Source organism: Ruegeria sp. AP7, assembly GCF_056539905.1.
The window spans coordinates 327654-347076 of record NZ_JBQFVT010000004.1 but is presented as its reverse complement, the minus strand read 5'-3'; the positions used below and the strand labels follow the sequence as shown (position 1 = coordinate 347076).

Genomic DNA, 19423 nt, shown 5'->3' with positions numbered 1-19423 from the left:
TTGTTCAGTCAATGTGAGGCGAGGCATGAAAAAGGCGCCTCGTGGGCGCCTTTGACCTATTGATCCAGGAAGGACCGAAGCTTCCGCGATCGGCTGGGATGCTTTAGCTTTCGCAGCGCTTTCGCCTCGATCTGGCGGATACGTTCGCGGGTAACACTGAACTGCTGACCCACCTCTTCCAGTGTGTGGTCAGTGTTCATGCCGATACCAAAACGCATCCGCAGTACCCGTTCCTCGCGCGGCGTGAGTGAGGCCAGAACCCGCGTGGTGGTTTCCTTGAGGTTCTCCTGAATCGCGCTGTCGAGCGGCAGCACGGCATTCTTGTCCTCAATGAAATCGCCAAGCTGGCTGTCTTCTTCGTCGCCGATGGGAGTTTCGAGGCTGATCGGCTCCTTGGCGATCTTCATCACCTTTCGAACTTTCTCGAGCGGCATTTGCAGCTTTTCTGCCAGTTCTTCCGGAGTCGGCTCGCGACCGATCTCGTGCAACATCTGGCGTCCGGTCCGAACCAGTTTGTTGATCGTCTCGATCATATGTACCGGAATACGGATGGTGCGCGCCTGATCCGCGATTGACCGCGTGATCGCCTGACGGATCCACCAAGTGGCGTAGGTCGAGAACTTATAACCACGGCGGTACTCGAATTTGTCCACCGCTTTCATCAGGCCGATGTTGCCTTCCTGAATAAGATCAAGGAATTGCAGGCCGCGGTTCGTGTACTTTTTGGCGATCGAGATCACCAGACGCAAGTTGGCTTCAACCATTTCTTTCTTGGCCTGCCGCGCCTCTTTCTCGCCTTTCTGAACCTGCTGCACGATGCGGCGGAATTCAGGGATATCTAGACCGACATACTGACCGACCTGAGCCATGTCGTTGCGCAGTTCCTCGACCTTAGCGGTCGAGCGTTCAATGAACATCTGCCAACCCCGGCCCGGCTTTTCGGCCATTTCTGCCAGCCAGTTCGGATCCAGCTCACGCCCGCGATAAGCGTCGATGAATTCACGACGGTTGATACGAGCCTGGTCGGCTAGTTTCACCATCGAGCTGTCCAGCGACATGACCCGGCGGTTGATGCCATAAAGCTGGTCGATCAACGCTTCGATACGGTTGTTGTGCAGGTGTAGACCATTCACCAGCTCAACAATTTCCGCGCGTAGCTTCTGATAGGTCTCTTCGTCTTTTTCGCTGAACGATCCGTCTTCATTCAGAGTGGCCGAAATTCGGCTATCCTGCATTTCGGAGAGCATCGCAAAGTCGCTGGAAATCCGCTCTAGCGTAGTCAGAACCTGATCCTTAAGCGCTGCTTCCATCGCAGCAAGCGACATATTGGCCTGATCGTCTTCGTCATCGTCGTCGTCGTTGGCAATCGGGTTGCCATCGGCATCCAGCTCTGGACCTTCATCCTTGGCGGGTTTGGCTGCCTGAACCGACGATGTGTCAACGACCGGCTCCTGTACGTCGCCATCTTCATCCAACTGGTTGCCGAACGTTGTTTCAAGATCAATAACGTCGCGCAACAGAATGTCTTCGCTCAACAATTCGTCGTGCCAGATCGTGATCGCCTGAAAGGTCAGTGGGCTTTCGCACAGGCCGGCGATCATAGTATTCCGACCAGCCTCGATCCGTTTGGCAATGGCAATCTCGCCCTCGCGGCTAAGCAGTTCGACTGATCCCATCTCGCGCAGATACATGCGTACGGGGTCATCAGTACGATCCAGCTTTTCGGTAGCGGCACCAGCCAGCGCAACTTCGCGTGGGCCTTCGGTCGTGACCAGTTCGGTCGAACCTTTGTTCTCTTCTTCCTCGGCCTCTTCATCTTCGATGATGTTGATGCCCATCTCGGACAGCATCGACATAACATCTTCGATCTGTTCCGAGCTGACCTGATCAGGCGGCAGAACCTGATTAAGCTGGTCGTAGGTGATGTAACCTTTCTCACGGGCCTCGGCGATCATTTTCTTGACCGCTGCCTGGCTCATATCAAGCGAGATCTCCTGTTCCTGCTCGTCGGATTTGCGGTCTTCGTTCGTATCCTTGGCGGCCATTCAATGCTCCTGCAGGGATGGGTGATTCGTTTTGACCGAATCATTAGCGCGTAGAAGTGATTCGGCCACCCGTTTACCTGTTTTTCTTTTCCAGTGCCTTACGAAAACACCACTTTATCGGCGTTTCCGCTCAAAATTGATACCCGACATGATCGCTTCAAACGCGTCTTTCTCGTCACGGTTGATTCGCGCACCATTGTCGGCGATGTCGAAAACGGCCCTGTCTTCGTTCTGGCTGCGGCTTGTCCGGTTGCGCTCTTCGGCGGCTTGCGCCAGCCGATATGTCAGCGCCTCATCGGCCAGATCAGACAATTCCTCCGCCGCTTCGGCAATCTCAGCATCCAACCCCCGGAGCGCTTTGATCTTTGCGAGTTCCTCGGCCAGCGTCATCTGGGCCTTTTCAACGTCGCCTGGTTTGTACACACAGGGGATCACTACGACATGGCGAAGGGCCAGAAGGTTTTCAAGGGGTTCCGGCCCCAAAGTTTGTACGATGTGCTCTTGCAGATTGTCCGGATCGTCAATCGCATGGCGCAAGATCGCCCCGCGCAAAGCTGCGTGATCGGGATCGTAACAATCCATTTCTTCCAACTGGTGTTCGAATTGAATTACAACTTGCGGATTTAGAATAGAAATTGCGAGAATGGCCGCTTCGCGCAATTGGATGTCTGCGTTCTCGGACGACGCCAGAAACGATGCGCGCGCACCGGGCGTGGCAGGCTGGGGTTGCGCCTGCCATTTTCCGCGCGGCTGCCACGTTCGATTTTGCGATTGTCTCTGAGGACGAAATAATTGCCAGCGCAGATCCTTAATTTCCTGCCCGTAATGCGATCGGATCGAGGGGTCGCGGATCAGCTTGATCTTCTCACGCAGGGATTTATCCAACGCCGCCTTCCGTTCAGGGCTGTCGAACACCTTGCCTTCCGTCTCACGTTGCCACAGCAGCTTGACCATCGGAATGGCCCCTTCCAGGACGGCTTGCACCGCCCTCGGCCCTTCGGCACGCAGAAGATCGTCTGGGTCCTTGCCTTCGGGCATGAGTGCAAATCGCAAGGATTTGCCTGCCTCCAGCAACGGCAGGGCCAGGTCAATCGCCCGCATCGCGGCGCGCAGGCCCGCTGTGTCACCATCCAAGGCAATGATCGGTTCATCTGAAACACGCCAGAACAACTGTAGTTGATGTTCGGTGATCGCAGTTCCTAATGGCGCCACCGACGCGCCAAAGCCCGCCTCGGCCAGCGCGATTACGTCCATGTAACCCTCGGCAACGATCAGGGGCTGCCCCTTCCCAGCCGCCTGTCTCGCAGGACCGTGGTTATAGAGGCTACGGCCTTTGTCGAACAACTCGGTCTCGGGCGAGTTCAGGTATTTCGCGTTGTCATTCGGGTCCATCGCCCGACCGCCGAATGCAATGCAACGCCCGCGTGGGTCGCGGATTGGATACATGATGCGGTTTCGGAACGTGTCATAAGGTTTTTTGCCCTTGTTGGACGGTTTGGCCAGACCTGCTGCAAGGATCAATTCATCGGCTACATTCTTGCCGGTTAGATGATCCCACAGCGCCTGCCAGCCGTCGGGGGCAAACCCGATCTCCCATCGATCCAACGCCTGTGCATCCAACCCTCGGCAGGTCAGGTAATCGCGCGCCTCGGCCCCTGCCCCGGTCTTGAGTTGCAAGCGAAAGAACTGAACCGCCTGCTCCATGACGTCGGCGAGTTGCGAGCGTCTGTCCTGTTTCTCCTGCGCTTTCGGATCGCGCGCGGGCATCGGCATCCCCGCTTCACGCGCCAGAATCTCGACCGCTTCGATGAATGAGACATTCTCGGTCTCTTTCACAAAGCTGATAGCATCGCCTTTGGCATGGCACCCAAAGCAGTAATAGAATCCCTTCTGATCATCGACGTGGAATGAGGCGGTCTTTTCGTGATGAAACGGGCAAGGTGCCCACATATCCCCCTTGCCCTGATTGGATTTGCGCTGGTCCCACATGACCTTACGCCCAACAACCTGAGACAGGCTGAGGCGCGTGCGCAGTTCATCCAGAAATCCGGGGGGCAAAGACATGGGTCAAACCTGCCAGAAATGAAAACGCGCGCCAAGGGGATGGCACGCGGTTGTCCACAGAGAAATGATCTGGTTGTGGATTATTGCTGTAAACACAACTCCAGCCAAGCGGCACCGAGATCTTTTTTGCGCATGTCGCGCATTTTTTGTTCGTACACCCAAGGCGTGATCAACGGAATCGCCGCATTGTAGTTCTCGGGCCATGTCGGACCGCTGTCTGCTACTGCCTGTGCCACGTCGCGTTCCTTGACCCGGTCCAGACGTGCCTTCTGCACCGCAGCCACGACATCTGCCTGATACTTGCAACTTTGCTCTTTAGTCTCCTGAGCAGCCAAGGGTGAGGCCAGCAAGACCGCGACAATGGCAATACGCAACATGGGGTTCTCCCGGAATCGTTTCCTTTGGCGCAGCATAACCCTGCACAGCAACACCTTCCATCGCCGATTTCAATTTCTACCACAGTCGAAGCGTCAGGCGGCTAACAACAGCTGCATACCCTGCCAGCGCAGCATTAGGCACAGACTTTTAGCAGATGTTTCAACACTCGCGTGCGGTCATATGGCGGCGTATCAGAGTTTCTTCTGCAGAAGCGTAGTACCCGAGGTAAATTTAACATCGACATAAACGCTGTCCCGGTCCAAATCCGCAACGACTGACGGCATATCGATCGATCCTTCTGCGAAACCGAATTAGGTCAAATCGTAAAAAGCGGCCACCCATGGGGCGGCCGCTTTCAGAAATTCGATTGCCTGAGTGCTCAGAGTCCTTTTGCCCGATAACTTTTTGAGACCCGATCAATCGCCACAATATAAGCTGCGGTGCGCAGGTCATCGACATCAGCGCGGTCATGCCAAACCTCGCTCATAGCCTGATAGGCGATGCGCATTGTGTCATCGAGGCCTGAGCGCACCAGCTCCAACTCGTCAGCACCCTTGAGGTATTTGGCCTTGAAGTTCGGCGACATCGACCAGGCATCACCCAGGTATCGATCCAGCCGTTCAAGCTCGCTGACGATCAGTTCATGGCGCGCTTCTTCCTGGCGGCGCTGCATGCGGCCAAAGCGGATATGGCTGAGGTTCTTGACCCACTCAAAATAGGATACTGTAACACCGCCCGCATTTGCATACATATCGGGGATAATGACTGTACCTTTATTGCGCAGGATTTCATCCGCGCCCGCCGTGACCGGACCGTTTGCAGCCTCGATAATCAGCGGCGCTTTGATCCGTTCTGCATTAGACAGGTTAATCACCCCTTCTAGTGCGGCCGGGATCAGGATATCGCATTCGGATTCAAGCACTGCACCGCCCTCGGCTGAATGCGTCGCATCCGGATAGTCTTTCACGCCGCCATGCTTAACGATCCACTGACGCACCGCTTCAACATCAATGCCATCGGGATTGTATAATGCACCATCCCATTCGATGATGCCAATCACGCGCGATCCGTCTTCTTCACTGAGGAATTTTGCCGCGTGGTAGCCCACATTGCCCAAGCCCTGCACAACAACGCGCTTGCCGTCCAATTTGCCTGTCATACCAGCCTTTTTGACATCTTCCGGATTCCGGAAGAATTCGCGCAACGCATATTGAATGCCACGCCCAGTCGCTTCGACCCTACCTGCGATACCCCCAGCGTTCAGCGGTTTACCCGTCACACAGGCGCGCGCGTTGATATCTGTCGTGTTCATTCGGGCATACTGGTCGGCCATCCACGCCATTTCGCGTTCGCCTGTTCCCATGTCGGGCGCGGGGACGTTCTGAGACGGGTTGATCAGATCGCGTTTAGCCAATTCATAGGCGAAACGGCGGGTGATCTGCTCTAGCTCGTGTTCTTCATATTGGCGCGGATCGATACACAACCCGCCTTTCGACCCCCCAAATGGCGCTTCGACCAGAGCGCATTTGTAGGTCATCAGAGCCGCGAGCGCCTCGACCTCGTCTTGGTTCACCGCGAGGGCATAGCGAATACCACCTTTGACCGGCTCCATATGTTCTGAATGAACCGAGCGGTATCCGGTGAATGTGTGAATCTGCCCTCTCAGCCGAACTCCGAACCTGACCGTGTAGGTGGCGTTACATACCCTGATCTTTTCTTCCAGTCCGGGCGGCAGGTCCATCAGAGACGCAGCTCTGTTGAACATCAGATCAACACTCTCACGAAAGCTGGGTTCTATTATGCCGGTCATACAATCCTCCGTACTGGCAAATGACAAACGTCATGACGTTTTGTCGCACTGCTTGTAATTTACCGCAATCAGTAACTGCACTTATTTTAAGCAATTTGCGAAAGGCCAATCGACGTGTTCGAAGTGAGTCGACCATCGATCACCTACGCGCAATTGTCCCGAGGCGGGAAACAAAGACAGCAAAAACGCCACGAATAAAGCTGAAAACCGTTAAAAACGAGCAGCATAGTGACGATCACGCCTAATTCTCGCCACGATCCCTGTATAATTAATTAGCGCTGCAAACCGCTGGCATTGGTGCGCCCTGTCGACAGAGGAATTCACTATGCGCAATTATGATTTAAAAGAATTGTTTAACTTTTTGTGCCGAGAAAACAGGTGCGTCCGACGTTTGCGGCAATTTGCATCTGAAACAGAAGGCACGATGACGATCCTTGCGCTCTTCTTGGTAATGATTGTCTTCACCGTTGCCGGATTTGCCGTCGATATCATGCGTTACGATCGGGAAAGGGTGCGACTGCAATATGCCCTTGATCGCGCCGTTTTGGCAGCAGCGGACCTGGATCAGGAGCTTTGTCCCCGTGTTGTCGTCAACGATTACATTACCAAGGAAGGCTTCAACCCTGATATTATCAGTAATATCGAAGTCGAACCCGAGACATGTAAGACAAATGCGGATGGCTCTGTTGAACAAATCGCCGAGCTTGAAGGCAAGCGCAAGGTGGTAGCCAGTGCTGACATGAGCGTCGAGACCCACTTTATGAAGTGGAGTGGTGTCGATCATATCGATTCAACCGCGACCAGCGTTGCCGAAGAATCGATTGGTAACGTTGAAATCTCGTTGGTTTTGGATGTGTCAGGCTCAATGCGCGGAACAAAGCTGACCAACCTACAGAAGGCCGCAAACGACTTTATTGATGAAATGGTTCTGAAGTCAGAAGAAGGTAGATTGTCAATTTCGATCGTACCCTATTCCGAACAGGTCTCGGTGCCTGACTATCTGATGGATTCCTTGAATACGATCGGTGCCAACGAAGTTGCAAATTGCATCGACTTTCAGGCCTCGGACTTCACGACAACCAATTTCAACTATTACGATATCGTCGATGATGGCGGGAATATCATTAGGAAAGGGGATTACATTCCTCAGACCTTACACTTCAAGGACAGTGGCACGAACGACAGAAGATTCAGTGATACTTTGGTATCCAGTAACATCTGCCGTCTTGAATCCGCGACTGACCAACGGGAAATGACCGTTATTCAGAACGACCCGGATATTTTGAAGGACCAGATTGATAATCTGGTCGCAAGCGGCTGGACTTCGATTGATCTTGGATTGAAGTGGGGCTTGACCTTGCTTGATGACAGTATTCAGCCATTGATTGCCCAGATTGCAGACAGCTCCGAAATCCCAGACTCGTTCGCCATTCGGCCCGCACCGAACACCACGACGGACACCCTTAAGGTTCTCGTGCTGATGACGGATGGGGAAAACACCTATCAGCACAAGGTAAACTCACCCTATAACGAAGGTGGCTCCAATATTTATTGGAACGAAAGTGCACAGACTTATTCCATCTATGATGATCAAAATGGGCATTGGGCTTGGCCAAATGTAAATACCACCATTTGGGATAATAGTACCGGCGGGTACTGGACACGTGACAAGTTCCAGGATCATGCGCACGGAAATGGTACCTACAAACGATATCGTTGCCGGGATTACTACAATGGCACCTGTTACGATATCGACAGATCGAATGATCGCGACTTCAACGAAAGCGGTTCGTCGCCAGCAGAACTAGAATGGCCTGATGTCTGGGCACATACGGAGAAAAACGCGATCCGGAATATGTTCCGCCATGCCTACGGTTGGACCCGTGGCAATGAATTCGCGGCTGCGTCGACCACCGAAATCGGCCCTTCAACCAAAAATCCACGGGTTGTCGATCTTTGCGTAGAAGCTGAGAAAGAAAAAGTCATAATTTTCTCGATCGCTTTCGAAGCCCCCTACGGCGTCAAGCAGATGCTGAAAGACTGCGCGATCAAACCTGCCCGCTACTACGAAGCAACTGGCACCCAGATCGAGCGCGTCTTCGATTCAATCAGCACTTCGATTCAAAACCTGAGGCTGACCCAATGATCATGTCGTTTCGAGAACGGGCGCAAAGGTTCTGGCGTAAAGAGGATGGCGCATCCTCGAGCATTGAGTTTATGTTCTGGTTCCCTCTCTTCTTATATGTCGCATATTCTGGCATGGACCTGGGATTGATCTCATTTCGCCACGCCGACCTTGAGCGGTCGTTGGACATGACGATCAGGGAGGTTCGACTGAATCGCCTGCCACCTGGCGAAGACACGTGGGATCATGCCCTTCTGAAGAAGATGGTGTGTGAGAACGCAATCATTTCCGACTGTTCTGAAAATCTCGCGCTCGAGATGAAATCCATCGACCCCCGCGTCGGCAACCAGCTGGATCCTACGCCTTATTGCGTTGATACACCGGCGACGATCAGAAAACCCGAAGATGTTGCCTTTGAATTGGGAACCTCGAACGAAATGATGATTATTCGAGCCTGCCTCGAAGTCTCGCCTGTATTCGGCCTCTCCATGATGAACGATCTGGTAAGGCAAGATAATGACGGGCAGTGGGAAATACACGCCTCTTCTGTGTTTGTTCATGAACCATTTGGAGGCTCATCAAGTACTCCCACTGGAGGTGGCACTTCTGAACCGGAGGACGTAGCAGATGCCGGCGGCTGATTTCTCATTCAGAGGCGTATTTGCAAGAGCTGTCCGTCGCTTCCGGCGTCGGGAAGACGGCATCATGTCTGTTGAAGCCATGCTGATATTGCCGTTGCTATACTGGTCTATGCTTGCTTCATACACCTACTATGACGCCTATCGGCAAAGTGCGCGTAATATCAAGGGTGCCTACGCGGTTGCCGATGTGGTTTCGCGTGAAGATGGCAATGTGACCGAAGCCTACGTAAACACGATGTATGACCTTTTGGAGACCATGGTCGAAACGCGCGCGCCGGTAACATTACGGATGACCTATCTTACATTTGATGCCGAGAACGACATCCATAATGTACTGTGGTCCTGCGTTCGTGGCACAGGCCTGCCGAAATGGTCAAACGCAGACATTGACGACATAAAGCCTCGACTACCCGCGATGCCTGACAATGGATCGATGATCGTGGTCGAAACCCGGAACACATATCGGCCGCCATTCTATATCGCATTTGAATTTGCCGAATTTGACATGAACAACCTTGTGTTCACTCATCCGCGCGTATTCGATAATATCGTCAATACTGATCCGTCCTGCGTCGTCTAGCTACGACCTTTCGGCAAGCAGTCCGGTCAGTATCTCGGACATGAATTTGGTTTCGGCGGCGGCCGTCATTCCGCCGATACCAATGCGGCGCCCGACACGCCACCAAAGGCCTGGAAACCAGTCAAACGATCCTGCCGTGCGGGTTTTGACAATAAATCCATTCGATGGCTTGAACGCAAATACACCCCGGTCGACGGTCTCAACCTCTTCCACTTTGCAAATCACCTGCCCCGAGCTGGTGCGTAAATCGGTAGAGGTCAGTTCGATCCTGCCCTGAGTCGAATGCCACATGTGATGCGACAGCCAGAAAGCCCCAATTCCCACAACAAACAGGAATATCTGCCAACCAAGATCCGGAGGCGATGCTATCGCGACATAAATCACCAACGCTCCGACAGTGGCCAACATCCCTACTCCGGTCCATCGGCGCCCGGATGAGGCCTGAATAGAGGCCAGAACTTCGTCTTGCATGTCACTCTCCCCGTTACTCGTCTGCTCTAGCTGGTTTGATATGCAAAGAACAACACCCATGTCGCTGGTCTGAGCGTGATTGCACAGACTGCGTGTTCCTGCGCAAATTGATTACGCCGGGACTGGCCATAAATTGCGGCTAAGCAATCAGGAGGCTAGAATGTCCCTCAGACCGATCCTTGAGACGCGCACTTCGGTTCCAACAATGGAAGGCGCGGGTGTCAAACTTCATCGCGCATTCGGGTTTCAAGACCCCTCGGAACTGGACCCTTATCTGTTGTTTGATGACTTTCGGAACGACAATCCGCAAGATTTTGTGGCCGGTTTTCCATGGCATCCACATCGCGGCATCGAAACGATCACCTATGTCCTGTCTGGTTCAGTAGAACACAGTGACTCGCTGGGTAATAGCGGCACTTTAGGTGCTGGAGACGTTCAATGGATGACGGCCGGGTCCGGTATTCTGCATCAGGAAATGCCCAAAGGCTCGGACAGCGGCCAGATGCATGGTTTTCAACTATGGGGCAATCTTCCATCGGATCAAAAGATGACTGCCCCGCGCTATCAGGACGTCCAAAGTACCGATATTCCCGAGATTATCGAAGACGATGGTACGGCGGTCCGGGTAATAGTCGGCACATTCTGGGGCCGTACGGGTCCTGTCGACGGGATCGCTGCAGATCCGCAATATCTGGATATCAGTATACCGGCGGGCGTGAAAAAGACCTTTCCAATAGATACCTATCGTCGTGCCTTCGCCTATATCTTTGAAGGGAGCGCTGCCTTCGCGGATGCCTCTCGCCCTTCCGGAGTGCTTTTGGAAAAGGAAATCGCCGGGCAAGAGGTCAATATCCGCGACATGTCTGGAGACCGGACATTGGTTCGGTTTGGAACAGGGGATGAAATCACCGTTCAGGCAGGGCCCGATGGTGTGCGATTTCTTCTGATCTCTGGGGCTCCGATTAATGAACCTGTCGCATGGCACGGACCGATCGTCATGAACACGCAGGCCGAATTGCAGCAGGCCTTTCGTGAATTGCGCAACGGCACATTCATCCGCCCGGCCCATTGAGGGCCGGTCAGGCGGTGACGGCCTTGCGCACCATATCCCAATAGACCTGTTCAACCTCATCCAACGACAATCGCCCGCCGCTGCGGTACCAGGTGATCACGCCGTTGAGCATGGCGATCACCGCCAAAGTGGCGATTTTGGTATCGGTAACCGAGAATTGGTCCGATTGCTGTCCTATGCGCAAGATACTCTCCAGCGAGTCTTCGTAGCGGCGGCGCAGCGCTTCAATTTCGGTGAAATTTTCGGGCGTCAGATTGCGCAGTTCCATATAGGCGATAAATACTTCATCCGGGCGCTGAAGGTGAAAACGGATGTGGAACCCGACAAACTGGCGCAGCGCATCGTGTGGGTCGTCAAACTGCTCAAGCTCTTCATATGCAGCCAACAAATCCTGCATATGATCGCGCATAAGACGGAACAACAGGCTTTGTTTATCAGGGGTATAATTATACAGGGCTCCGGCCTGCACCCCCACCTCTCCCGCGATCTGTCGCATCGATACAGCGGCATAGCCGTGACGGGCAAACAACCCCAACGCTGCCTCGCGAATGCGAGGGCCGGTGATGTCTGAATGAGAGCCTTGTGTACGTGCCATGACCTTATCCTATATGAACGGTTGTTCAGATAGAACCCCGCTTGAACCAGCGCGGTAAAAGGTGCATCACATGAAAAACTCTGCAACCCAAAGGTCTGCGATGAAGCTTTTGCCGTCGATATTTCTTGTGCTCGCCACTGCGAGTTGCGCGAATATCCCCGAGTTGGAAGGCAGCGAAACCGCCGCATTGCGCAAGGCCCCCTATCCCAAACTCATTGCATTGGATCCGGTCCTCGGTGCCCCCACCGATCCCGTCAGCGAAGCGGAAGAGGTTGAAGAGGATTTGTCGACGCGCGGCGAAGCCTTGGCGAAAAAAGCCGAGGCGTTGCAAAATGCCGAGATTAACTAGGATTTTGGCTGCGCCTAAGCCTCCGAAAGATTAGACGGATTGCACCCTTGCCCTGAACCCGCTAAGGCAGCCCGCAAAGGACACTTCGCCATCGCGGGCGGCATTGCGAGCAGAAAGGACCCAAGGGAATGACACAGGCGCTGAGGCTTGGAATTGCCGGTCTGGGAACTGTCGGAGTGGGAGTGGTCAAAATCGTACGCCGGCATGCCGATCTTTTGCAGGCGCGCACCGGGCGCCCCGTTCAGATCACCGCTGTTTCGGCTCGCGATGCCAATAAGGATCGTGGCGTAAACCTATCCGACTACGCGTGGGAGACCGATCCGGTTTCCTTGGCAAAACGTGACGACGTCGATGTTTTTGTTGAACTGATGGGCGGTGAGAACGGTCCCGCAAAAGCCTCTGTCGAGGCGGCATTGGCTAGTGGAAAAGATGTCGTCACTGCAAACAAGGCGCTGCTGGCCATCCATGGACAGGACTTGGCGGAAAAGGCCGAAGCTGCAGGCCGCGTCATTCGGTTCGAGGCAGCCGTCGCGGGTGGTATCCCGGTGATCAAGTCTCTGACCGAAGGGCTGGCCGGTAATGAGATCACACGCGTCATGGGTGTGATGAACGGCACCTGCAACTACATCCTGACCCGGATGCAATCGCAGGAGTTGGGCTACAACGCTCTTTTCGAGGAATGCGCGCAGCTTGGGTATCTAGAAGCCGATCCCAATCTGGACGTTGGTGGCATCGATGCGGCGCATAAATTGGCGCTGCTGTCATCGATTGCCTTCGGCACCAAGCCGAATTTCGACGGGATTGAGATTGAAGGCATTCAACAGATCAGCCTGGATGACATCCATCAGGCTCACGACATGGGATACCGGATCAAGCTGTTGGGCGTGGCTCAGCGCACTGCCCGGGGACTAGAGCAGCGTATGCAACCCTGTCTGGTGCCGAGTGACTCTCCGTTGGGTCAGCTGGAAGGTGGAACCAACATGGTCGTGCTGGATGGCGATGCGGTTGAGCAGATTGTTCTGCGTGGCCCGGGTGCGGGCGAAGGGCCCACCGCAAGCGCTGTGATGGGCGATGTCTGCGATCTTGCACGCGGATTGCACATCCCGACATTTGGTCGCCCTGCCACCTCGTTGGAAGAGGCAAAACCTGCAGTTACTGGCCTGCCTGCGCCCTACTATTTGCGGTTGGGCCTGCAGGATAAACCAGGCGCGCTGGCCAAGGTTGCCTCTATTTTGGGCGATGCAGGCGTCTCGATTGATCGGATGCGTCAGTATGGGCATGCCGAAAGCACCGCGCCCGTGTTGATCGTCACCCATAAGACTACACGCGCAACTCTTGACGTCGCGCTTGAAGGCTTGCGCGACACGGATGTTATCGCGGGTGAGCCTGTCGCCTTGCGCATTGAAGAGGTTTGAGCTTGCGACCTGCATGAAACGCAAGCTATGCCGGTTGTTACGGCTTTATTGACCTGAGGATACGAAAATATGAGTGCTGCCAAGATCGATTTTAATGACCGCCTTCTGTCTTTGGGCCTTGCGCGGGTGGCGGAACAGGCCGCGCTTGCATCCGCCTCGTTGGTCGGACGTGGAGACGAAAAAGCCGCCGATCAGGCCGCGGTAAACGCGATGCGTGAGCAATTGAACCTGCTGGACATCGCTGGCGTTGTTGTCATTGGTGAGGGCGAACGCGACGAAGCACCTATGCTGTATATCGGTGAAGAGGTCGGCACGGGCAACGGCCCTGGCGTGGATATTGCGCTGGACCCGCTGGAAGGCACGACCCTGACCGCCAAGGATATGCCAAACGCCTTGACGGTGATCGCCATGGGACCGCGCGGCTCGATGCTGCACGCGCCTGATGTGTATATGGACAAACTGGCCGTTGGTCCCGGCTATCCTGAAGGCGTTGTCAATCTGGACATGAGCCCGCGCGAACGTGTCGAAGCGTTGGCCAATGCCAAGGGGTGTGGGCCTGAGGACATTACGGTCTGCATTCTGGAGCGTCCGCGTCACGAGGCAATGATCGCGGAAGTGCGCGCCACCGGTGCCTCTATCCGCCTGATCACCGATGGTGACGTCGCTGGCGTCATGCACTGCGCCGAAAGCGAAGTGACCGGGATCGACATGTATATGGGCCAAGGCGGCGCACCCGAAGGTGTTCTGGCTGCTGCTGCGCTGAAATGCATGGGTGGTCAGATCTTTGGCCGCTTGCTGTTCCGCAACGATGACGAACGCGGCCGCGCCGCCAAGGCAGGCATCACCGATCTGGACCGCGTTTATGCGCGCGACGAGATGGTGACCGCAGATGTCATCTTCGCTGCCACTGGCGTGACCGGAGGCTCTCTACTGCCGCGTATCAAGCGGGAACCGGGCTGGGTCGAGACAACCACGTTGCTGATGCGGTCCAAGACCGGCTCGGTCCGGCGCATGTCCTATCGCACTCCGATGTGGTCGCATACCTAAAGATGTCGGCTTGCGCCGCTGCCTTCGGCGAGAGTATTTGTAAAAAGATGAAAAGGCCGGGTCCGAAGGGGCCCGGCCTTGGCGCATGAGGTGAGATGTGGCGTTTCTGGGCGTAGAGCAATCGTTGACCGGTCGGCGTTGGGTTGGACCGGGGATAGAGGTCGAGCGTTCGGCTGAAATGATGGCGCAGCAGACCGATTTGCCGCGCGCCGTTTGTCAGGTGCTGGCGCGACGCGGTCTTCCGGTGATGGAGGCCTCGGGCTTTCTGGAGCCAAAGCTGAAAGAACTGCTGCCTGATCCGCGTTCGATGAAGGACATGGAGCTTGCCGCTTCGCGGTTTCTTGAAGCGGTGCGCAATCGTCAAAAAATCGCAGTGTTTGCCGATTATGATGTGGATGGGGGCAGTTCGGCTGCGCTACTGCTGGTGTGGCTGCGCCAGATGGGAATAGCCGCAACGCTCTATGTGCCCGACCGGATTGATGAGGGCTATGGACCAAATGTACCGGCGATGCAGGAATTGGCAGTTAGCCATGATCTGATCATTTGCGTGGATTGCGGAACACTTAGCCATGAACCTATCGCGGCGGCAAAGGGTGCTGATGTAATTGTTCTGGATCATCATTTGGGTGGAGAAACGCTGCCTGATTGCGTCGCAGTGGTGAACCCGAACCGGCAGGATGAAAGCGGTGATCTGGGCTATTTCTGCGCGGCTGCGGTGGTGTTTCTGATGCTGGTCGAGGCGGGCCGCCAACTCCGCGAGGCTGGCGTCAAAGGGCCGGATCTGATGGCCATGCTGGATCTTGTGGCGCTGGCTACGGTGGCCGATGTCGCGCCGCTGATTGAGGCCAACCGGGCCTTGGTGCGGCAAGGGCTGAAGGTAATGGCCCAGCGGCAACGGCCAGGGCTGGTGGCGTTGTCGGACGTGGCCCGCATGGATACTGCGCCCAACAGCTATCACCTAGGGTTTTTGCTAGGGCCGCGTGTGAATGCAGGTGGGCGCATCGGTCAGGCCGATTTGGGCGCGCGATTGCTGAGCACCGACTCGGTGACCGAGGCCAAAGCCCTATCCGAGCGACTGAATGCCCTGAACTCGGAGCGGCGTGAGATCGAGAACGCAGTGCGCGCTGCAGCACTGGCACAGGCGGAAGAACGCGGGCTTGATGCGCCGTTGGTGTGGGCTGCTGGTGAGGGATGGCATCCCGGTGTCGTAGGCATCGTTGCATCGCGGCTGAAAGAGGCCGCAAACCGGCCCGCGATCGTGATCGGGTTTGATGGAGATGAGGGCAAAGGGTCGGGCCGTTCCGTCTCGGGCGTTGACCTGGGCGCGTCGATCCAGCGTCTGGCAGCCGAGGGGTTGTTGGTCAAAGGTGGTGGACACAAGATGGCGGCAGGTCTGACGGTGAAGCGGGATCAGTTAGAGCCCGCCATGACGCGCCTGTCGGAACTGCTGGCCAAGCAGGGTGCGGGGCAAGCAGGCCCTGCCGATCTGAAACTGGACGGGGCACTGATGCCTGGCGCCGCAACAGTCGACCTGATCGAGCAGATCGAAAAGGCAGGCCCGTTCGGAGCCGGTGCCCCTGCCCCACGCTATGCTCTGCCCGATCTGCAGGTGCGATTTGCCAAGCGTGTGGGCGAAACACATCTGAAACTGTCACTATCGGATGGCATGTCCGGCGGACTGGATGCCATCGCCTTTGGTGCGTTCGATGGTCCGCTGGGGGATCGCCTGTCAAATCATGGCGGTGCCCGCTTTCATTTCGCAGGTCGGCTTGAGGTCAATTCCTGGGGCGGTCGGCAGAGCGTGCAACTGCGACTGGAGGATGCGGCAGAAGCCGTCTGACACCTTTTTCAACACGCCCTGCAACCAGTCAAAAAAGTTTCGTAGCCTTGCGTTTTTCGTCTTGCGGGGGGGGAAGGTAAACCGTAAAAGGCCCTCCACAAGCCAACGTGGCCCGTTCGTCTATCGGTTAGGACGCCAGGTTTTCAACCTGGAAAGAGGGGTTCGATTCCCCTACGGGCTACCATTTCGTTTGTTTGGTCTAAATGGCCCGTTCGTCTATCGGTTAGGACGCCAGGTTTTCAACCTGGAAAGAGGGGTTCGATTCCCCTACGGGCTACCATTTCCATACACTTTCAATGCTTTAGGAAGCCGGATCCGGACAACCCACGCGCACTATCGCTATTCGCGCAGACCGACATCGTCCAATGTCGTCAGCCCAGTCTGCGCCATAGCAATGCTCAATTCGTCGCTGAGAACATCCCAAAGTTGTTCCAGACCCGGCTCTCCGGCAGCGGCGATGGCATATTGCAGTATTCGTCCCACAAAGACAAAATCCGCTCCGACTGTCAGAGCCTTGAGGATATCTTCGCCGGATCTGATGCCGCTATCATAAAAAATCGGGAAGTCCGGCCCAAGCGCATCACGGATTTCTGGCAGCTTTTCGATGGGTGCAGGTGCAGAGTCCAGCTGCCTTGCGCCATGGCTGGAGACCTGAATTGCATCCACCCCTGCCGACACAAGTGTTCGGGCATCCTCGACATCCAATACGCCTTTTATCACCAGTTTTCCCGGCCAGGCATCGCGTAACCGGCTCAGCGTATCCCAATCGGCACGCGCGCGGCTTTCAGTTCGGTCAAAATCGTAACCTTCCGCATCGAAATTCGCCATCACAGGGCGGCCCTTGAACAAGGTGGTCAACGACCACCGAGGGTGCAGAGCAAAGTCGAGGAACTGGCGCGGTCCGATACGAAACGGCATCTTGAACCCATGGCGCAATTCGCGTGGACGCCGACCAACCTCGGGCACATCTACGGTCAGAACCAGAACGTCATAACCTGCGAATTTCGCCCGCTCGACCAGTTTGAACGTGCCTGAGCCATCTCCACTGAAATAAAGCTGAAACCAGGCATTGCCTTCGGCTTCGGCAATGATCTCTTCCATTGACGTTGATGCGACTGTGGATACGACATGAGGCACACGGTTGTGCGCTGCCAAACGCGCCAGCATCAGATCAGCGCCAGGAGCTGAAAGGTTGCACATCCCCATCGGGGCAATCCCAAAAGGCCGGTCTGATTGTTGGCCTAAAATCTGCGCCGACAGCGATCGCTGGCTTACATCCTTCAAGATACGCGGACGCAGAGTAATGGCATCCAAGGCAGCACGGTTTCGTGCCGCCCCGGATTCCTGTCCGGCAGCGCCGTCGATATAGTCAAACACCATCCAAGGCAGCCTGCGACGCGCCAGGCGTCGCGCGTCCTCGGCCGAATGAATGGTGCTGGCGGCCATCAGGCCTGAACGGCCTTCATGAAGCGGTCACGAATGACCACCGGGTCCATTGTAATCGGTGGCATCTTGGCATTGCCGCTTTCGCACTTGCTGACAATGATGGTCATCTGCTTCGCATCCAGGGCCTCTTGCAGGACACGACCTGTTTCTTCGGCCGCGCACTCAATCACACGTTCACATCCCGCGGCTTCGGCCATCTTCGTAAGCGAGGTTTTTTGACCCGCATAAGTCGGCTGGTCCCCCGTCGACCCGTAGGAACCGTTGTCCACAATCAACAGGATGTAGTTGTCCGCCACATTATTCGCGATGGTTGGCAAAGTACCCAGATTGGTCAGGATCGAGCCATCTCCATCAATCACGATCACTGGTTTGGGCTGCGACAACGCCAATCCCAACCCGATTGAAGAGGCCAATCCCATGGTTCCCAGCATATAAAAATTTGACGGTTGGTCGTCGATGGCGTGCAGTTCCTGACTGGGAATGCCGATGTTGCAGACAACCAGTTGATCACGCAGGATCGGAGCGATTTCCTTGAGAATTTCAGAACGGATCATTGGTCGCCATAGCCTCCCCAGAAATTGGCATCTGTCAAGATCGCGACCGGCTTATTGCACATGAACGTATATTTCAGGATCGCGTCCAGTTCTTCGACATCTGACTGATGGTGGAAATGATAAGTCGGTATGTTGAGCTGAGCCAAAAGGGCCTTGGTATGGACGGCCATTTCGACTTGACAGGCAATCGGTTCACGCAGCTCTCCGCGATATGAAATCAGCATAGGCAGTGGCATCCGATAATACTGAATCAAAGTCGCCAGCGTGTTGATGGTTACACCGATGGCCGTGTTTTGCATGATGATCGCCGGGCGTTTTCCACCCATCCATGCTCCGGCACACAGGCCCATGCCCTCGTCTTCTTTGTTCGACGGGATATGGAAAATCCCATCTCGCGCATCGATATGTTCGATTACGCCTGCAAGTTGCTTGCATGGAACGGTGGTCACAAACGAGATATCGTTCGCAACCAGGTCGTCTGTTATCTTTTTGTCTATGTCCATATCCGGAGTATCTGTCCTGTTTGGGGCGCATTGCGCGATTTGGCGTGTCAGTTTTGAGAGCTAGGATGTGCGACAGACATGAACCGCACAAGGTGCGTGTCGGATCACACGCGCAGCGGTGCTGCCAAGGAAAAAGTCGCTGAGGCCCGGTTTGTGCGAGCCAACAACGATACAATCCACATCATGTTTTTCAGCAAATTCAAGAATGGCGCGATAGGAACGTCCCTTGACCATTTCGGTTGTCACATCACCATGGCCGGCCGTTTTCTCTGCCAACCTCTGTTGGGCTTTATCCCACGCGCTGCGCACGGCCTCTTCATCGAGATACGCGCTGACAGAACTGTGTGGCGCCTCATAGACATGCAGCGCGGTGATCTGTCCGCCCGGATTGCATAAGGTTTTGGCGGCGGTGAGGGTTGTGCCGGAAACGCCGTGATCCAACGCCATGGGGACTAGAACTCTGTCGTACATGTGTGCTCTCCTTATTC

Annotated in this window: 18 protein-coding genes and 2 tRNA genes; 10 read left to right on the top strand and 10 right to left on the bottom strand. The window is 55.3% G+C overall.

The window, feature by feature from the left end; translation table 11 throughout:
- Nucleotides 1-56: 56 nt before the first annotated feature.
- The 4 genes from rpoD to ACR0KN_RS10925 all read right to left on the bottom strand — a co-directional run bounded on the left by rpoD (nt 57) and on the right by ACR0KN_RS10925 (nt 6297).
- The gene (rpoD, locus tag ACR0KN_RS10940; RefSeq protein WP_010441993.1) at nt 57-2045 is read right to left on the bottom strand and encodes an RNA polymerase sigma factor RpoD; all 1989 of its coding nucleotides are present in this window, start codon (nt 2043-2045) and stop codon (nt 57-59) included.
- A 114-nt stretch (nt 2046-2159) separates the two neighbouring features.
- On the bottom strand, nt 2160-4109 hold the full coding sequence (gene dnaG / locus ACR0KN_RS10935; protein WP_480653452.1) for a DNA primase: 1950 nt from the start codon (nt 4107-4109) through the stop codon (nt 2160-2162).
- Between the two features lie 80 nt (nt 4110-4189).
- Nucleotides 4190-4486: a hypothetical protein gene (locus ACR0KN_RS10930; RefSeq protein WP_480653450.1), complete on the bottom strand. Its 297-nt coding sequence runs from the start codon at nt 4484-4486 to the stop codon at nt 4190-4192.
- Between the two features lie 380 nt (nt 4487-4866).
- A complete protein-coding gene (locus ACR0KN_RS10925) occupies nt 4867-6297 on the bottom strand; it encodes a Glu/Leu/Phe/Val family dehydrogenase (RefSeq protein ID WP_010441990.1) in 1431 nt (476 codons plus the stop codon).
- Between the two features lie 424 nt (nt 6298-6721).
- On the opposite strand from ACR0KN_RS10925, the gene ACR0KN_RS10920 reads away from it, so the two are divergent.
- The 3 genes from ACR0KN_RS10920 (at nt 6722) to ACR0KN_RS10910 (ending at nt 9643) form a co-directional block, all read left to right on the top strand.
- Nucleotides 6722-8443, top strand: coding sequence for a Tad domain-containing protein (locus tag ACR0KN_RS10920; protein ID WP_480653448.1), 1722 nt, complete (start codon nt 6722-6724; stop codon nt 8441-8443).
- Nucleotides 8440-9063 (top strand): TadE/TadG family type IV pilus assembly protein, encoded by a 624-nt coding sequence (locus ACR0KN_RS10915; RefSeq protein ID WP_480653446.1) that lies wholly within the window; start codon nt 8440-8442, stop codon nt 9061-9063. The genes ACR0KN_RS10920 and ACR0KN_RS10915 overlap by 4 nt, the downstream gene beginning before the upstream one ends.
- 64 nt (nt 9064-9127) lie before the next feature.
- The gene (locus tag ACR0KN_RS10910; RefSeq protein ID WP_480606587.1) at nt 9128-9643 is read left to right on the top strand and encodes a hypothetical protein; all 516 of its coding nucleotides are present in this window, start codon (nt 9128-9130) and stop codon (nt 9641-9643) included.
- On the opposite strand, the gene ACR0KN_RS10905 is transcribed toward ACR0KN_RS10910, so the two are convergent.
- Nucleotides 9644-10114, bottom strand: a complete 471-nt coding sequence (locus ACR0KN_RS10905; RefSeq protein ID WP_480653444.1) for a hypothetical protein — start codon at nt 10112-10114, stop codon at nt 9644-9646.
- A gap of 160 nt (nt 10115-10274) precedes the next feature.
- On the opposite strand from ACR0KN_RS10905, the gene ACR0KN_RS10900 reads away from it, so the two are divergent.
- A complete protein-coding gene (locus ACR0KN_RS10900) occupies nt 10275-11186 on the top strand; it encodes a pirin family protein (RefSeq protein ID WP_260022692.1) in 912 nt (303 codons plus the stop codon).
- 7 nt (nt 11187-11193) lie between these two features.
- Here the strand turns inward: ACR0KN_RS10900 and ACR0KN_RS10895 are convergent, their stop codons facing one another.
- The gene (locus ACR0KN_RS10895; RefSeq protein ID WP_170540813.1) at nt 11194-11781 is read right to left on the bottom strand and encodes a TetR/AcrR family transcriptional regulator; all 588 of its coding nucleotides are present in this window, start codon (nt 11779-11781) and stop codon (nt 11194-11196) included.
- Nucleotides 11782-11851: 70 nt separating this feature from the next.
- Here ACR0KN_RS10895 and ACR0KN_RS10890 point away from each other — a divergent pair, with 70 nt between their 5' ends.
- The 6 genes from ACR0KN_RS10890 to ACR0KN_RS10865 all read left to right on the top strand — a co-directional run bounded on the left by ACR0KN_RS10890 (nt 11852) and on the right by ACR0KN_RS10865 (nt 16712).
- Nucleotides 11852-12130: a hypothetical protein gene (locus ACR0KN_RS10890; protein WP_480653442.1), complete on the top strand. Its 279-nt coding sequence runs from the start codon at nt 11852-11854 to the stop codon at nt 12128-12130.
- Nucleotides 12131-12258: 128 nt separating this feature from the next.
- On the top strand, nt 12259-13545 hold the full coding sequence (locus tag ACR0KN_RS10885; protein WP_170540819.1) for a homoserine dehydrogenase: 1287 nt from the start codon (nt 12259-12261) through the stop codon (nt 13543-13545).
- Nucleotides 13546-13614: 69 nt separating this feature from the next.
- Nucleotides 13615-14592 (top strand): class II fructose-bisphosphatase, encoded by a 978-nt coding sequence (glpX, locus tag ACR0KN_RS10880; RefSeq protein ID WP_170773027.1) that lies wholly within the window; start codon nt 13615-13617, stop codon nt 14590-14592.
- A 97-nt stretch (nt 14593-14689) separates the two neighbouring features.
- Nucleotides 14690-16432 (top strand): single-stranded-DNA-specific exonuclease RecJ, encoded by a 1743-nt coding sequence (gene recJ, locus ACR0KN_RS10875; RefSeq protein ID WP_480653440.1) that lies wholly within the window; start codon nt 14690-14692, stop codon nt 16430-16432.
- Between the two features lie 109 nt (nt 16433-16541).
- Nucleotides 16542-16616 (top strand) — tRNA-Glu (locus tag ACR0KN_RS10870).
- 21 nt (nt 16617-16637) lie between these two features.
- Nucleotides 16638-16712: transfer RNA gene (locus ACR0KN_RS10865), tRNA-Glu, on the top strand.
- Between the two features lie 59 nt (nt 16713-16771).
- Here ACR0KN_RS10865 and ACR0KN_RS10860 read toward each other — a convergent pair.
- The 4 genes from ACR0KN_RS10860 to ACR0KN_RS10845 are packed head-to-tail and all read right to left on the bottom strand — an operon-like array spanning nt 16772 to nt 19406.
- Nucleotides 16772-17878 (bottom strand): alpha-hydroxy acid oxidase, encoded by a 1107-nt coding sequence (locus ACR0KN_RS10860; protein WP_480653438.1) that lies wholly within the window; start codon nt 17876-17878, stop codon nt 16772-16774.
- Nucleotides 17878-18432, bottom strand: coding sequence for a sulfopyruvate decarboxylase subunit beta (gene comE, locus ACR0KN_RS10855; protein WP_010441978.1), 555 nt, complete (start codon nt 18430-18432; stop codon nt 17878-17880). Before comE ends, ACR0KN_RS10860 begins: the two co-directional genes overlap by 1 nt.
- A complete protein-coding gene (gene comD, locus ACR0KN_RS10850; RefSeq protein WP_170472438.1) occupies nt 18429-18935 on the bottom strand; it encodes a sulfopyruvate decarboxylase subunit alpha in 507 nt (168 codons plus the stop codon). The genes comE and comD overlap by 4 nt, the downstream gene beginning before the upstream one ends.
- 60 nt (nt 18936-18995) lie before the next feature.
- Complete coding sequence (locus tag ACR0KN_RS10845) at nt 18996-19406, bottom strand: universal stress protein (RefSeq protein ID WP_010441976.1); 411 nt, start codon at nt 19404-19406, stop codon at nt 18996-18998.
- Nucleotides 19407-19423 lie beyond the last annotated feature (17 nt).

Coding starts and splice junctions, on each gene's coding strand:
- ACR0KN_RS10845 (WP_010441976.1), bottom strand. CDS start 19,406: ATGTACGACAGAGTTCTAGTCCCCATGGCGTTGGATCACGGCGTTTCC.
- glpX (WP_170773027.1), top strand. CDS start 13,615: ATGAGTGCTGCCAAGATCGATTTTAATGACCGCCTTCTGTCTTTGGGC.
- comD (WP_170472438.1), bottom strand. CDS start 18,935: ATGGACATAGACAAAAAGATAACAGACGACCTGGTTGCGAACGATATC.
- ACR0KN_RS10890 (WP_480653442.1), top strand. CDS start 11,852: ATGAAAAACTCTGCAACCCAAAGGTCTGCGATGAAGCTTTTGCCGTCG.
- dnaG (WP_480653452.1), bottom strand. CDS start 4,109: ATGTCTTTGCCCCCCGGATTTCTGGATGAACTGCGCACGCGCCTCAGC.
- comE (WP_010441978.1), bottom strand. CDS start 18,432: ATGATCCGTTCTGAAATTCTCAAGGAAATCGCTCCGATCCTGCGTGAT.
- ACR0KN_RS10860 (WP_480653438.1), bottom strand. CDS start 17,878: ATGGCCGCCAGCACCATTCATTCGGCCGAGGACGCGCGACGCCTGGCG.
- ACR0KN_RS10915 (WP_480653446.1), top strand. CDS start 8,440: ATGATCATGTCGTTTCGAGAACGGGCGCAAAGGTTCTGGCGTAAAGAG.
- ACR0KN_RS10925 (WP_010441990.1), bottom strand. CDS start 6,297: ATGACCGGCATAATAGAACCCAGCTTTCGTGAGAGTGTTGATCTGATG.
- ACR0KN_RS10920 (WP_480653448.1), top strand. CDS start 6,722: ATGACGATCCTTGCGCTCTTCTTGGTAATGATTGTCTTCACCGTTGCC.
- ACR0KN_RS10930 (WP_480653450.1), bottom strand. CDS start 4,486: ATGTTGCGTATTGCCATTGTCGCGGTCTTGCTGGCCTCACCCTTGGCT.
- ACR0KN_RS10895 (WP_170540813.1), bottom strand. CDS start 11,781: ATGGCACGTACACAAGGCTCTCATTCAGACATCACCGGCCCTCGCATT.
- rpoD (WP_010441993.1), bottom strand. CDS start 2,045: ATGGCCGCCAAGGATACGAACGAAGACCGCAAATCCGACGAGCAGGAA.
- ACR0KN_RS10905 (WP_480653444.1), bottom strand. CDS start 10,114: ATGCAAGACGAAGTTCTGGCCTCTATTCAGGCCTCATCCGGGCGCCGA.
- ACR0KN_RS10885 (WP_170540819.1), top strand. CDS start 12,259: ATGACACAGGCGCTGAGGCTTGGAATTGCCGGTCTGGGAACTGTCGGA.
- ACR0KN_RS10900 (WP_260022692.1), top strand. CDS start 10,275: ATGTCCCTCAGACCGATCCTTGAGACGCGCACTTCGGTTCCAACAATG.
- ACR0KN_RS10910 (WP_480606587.1), top strand. CDS start 9,128: ATGTCTGTTGAAGCCATGCTGATATTGCCGTTGCTATACTGGTCTATG.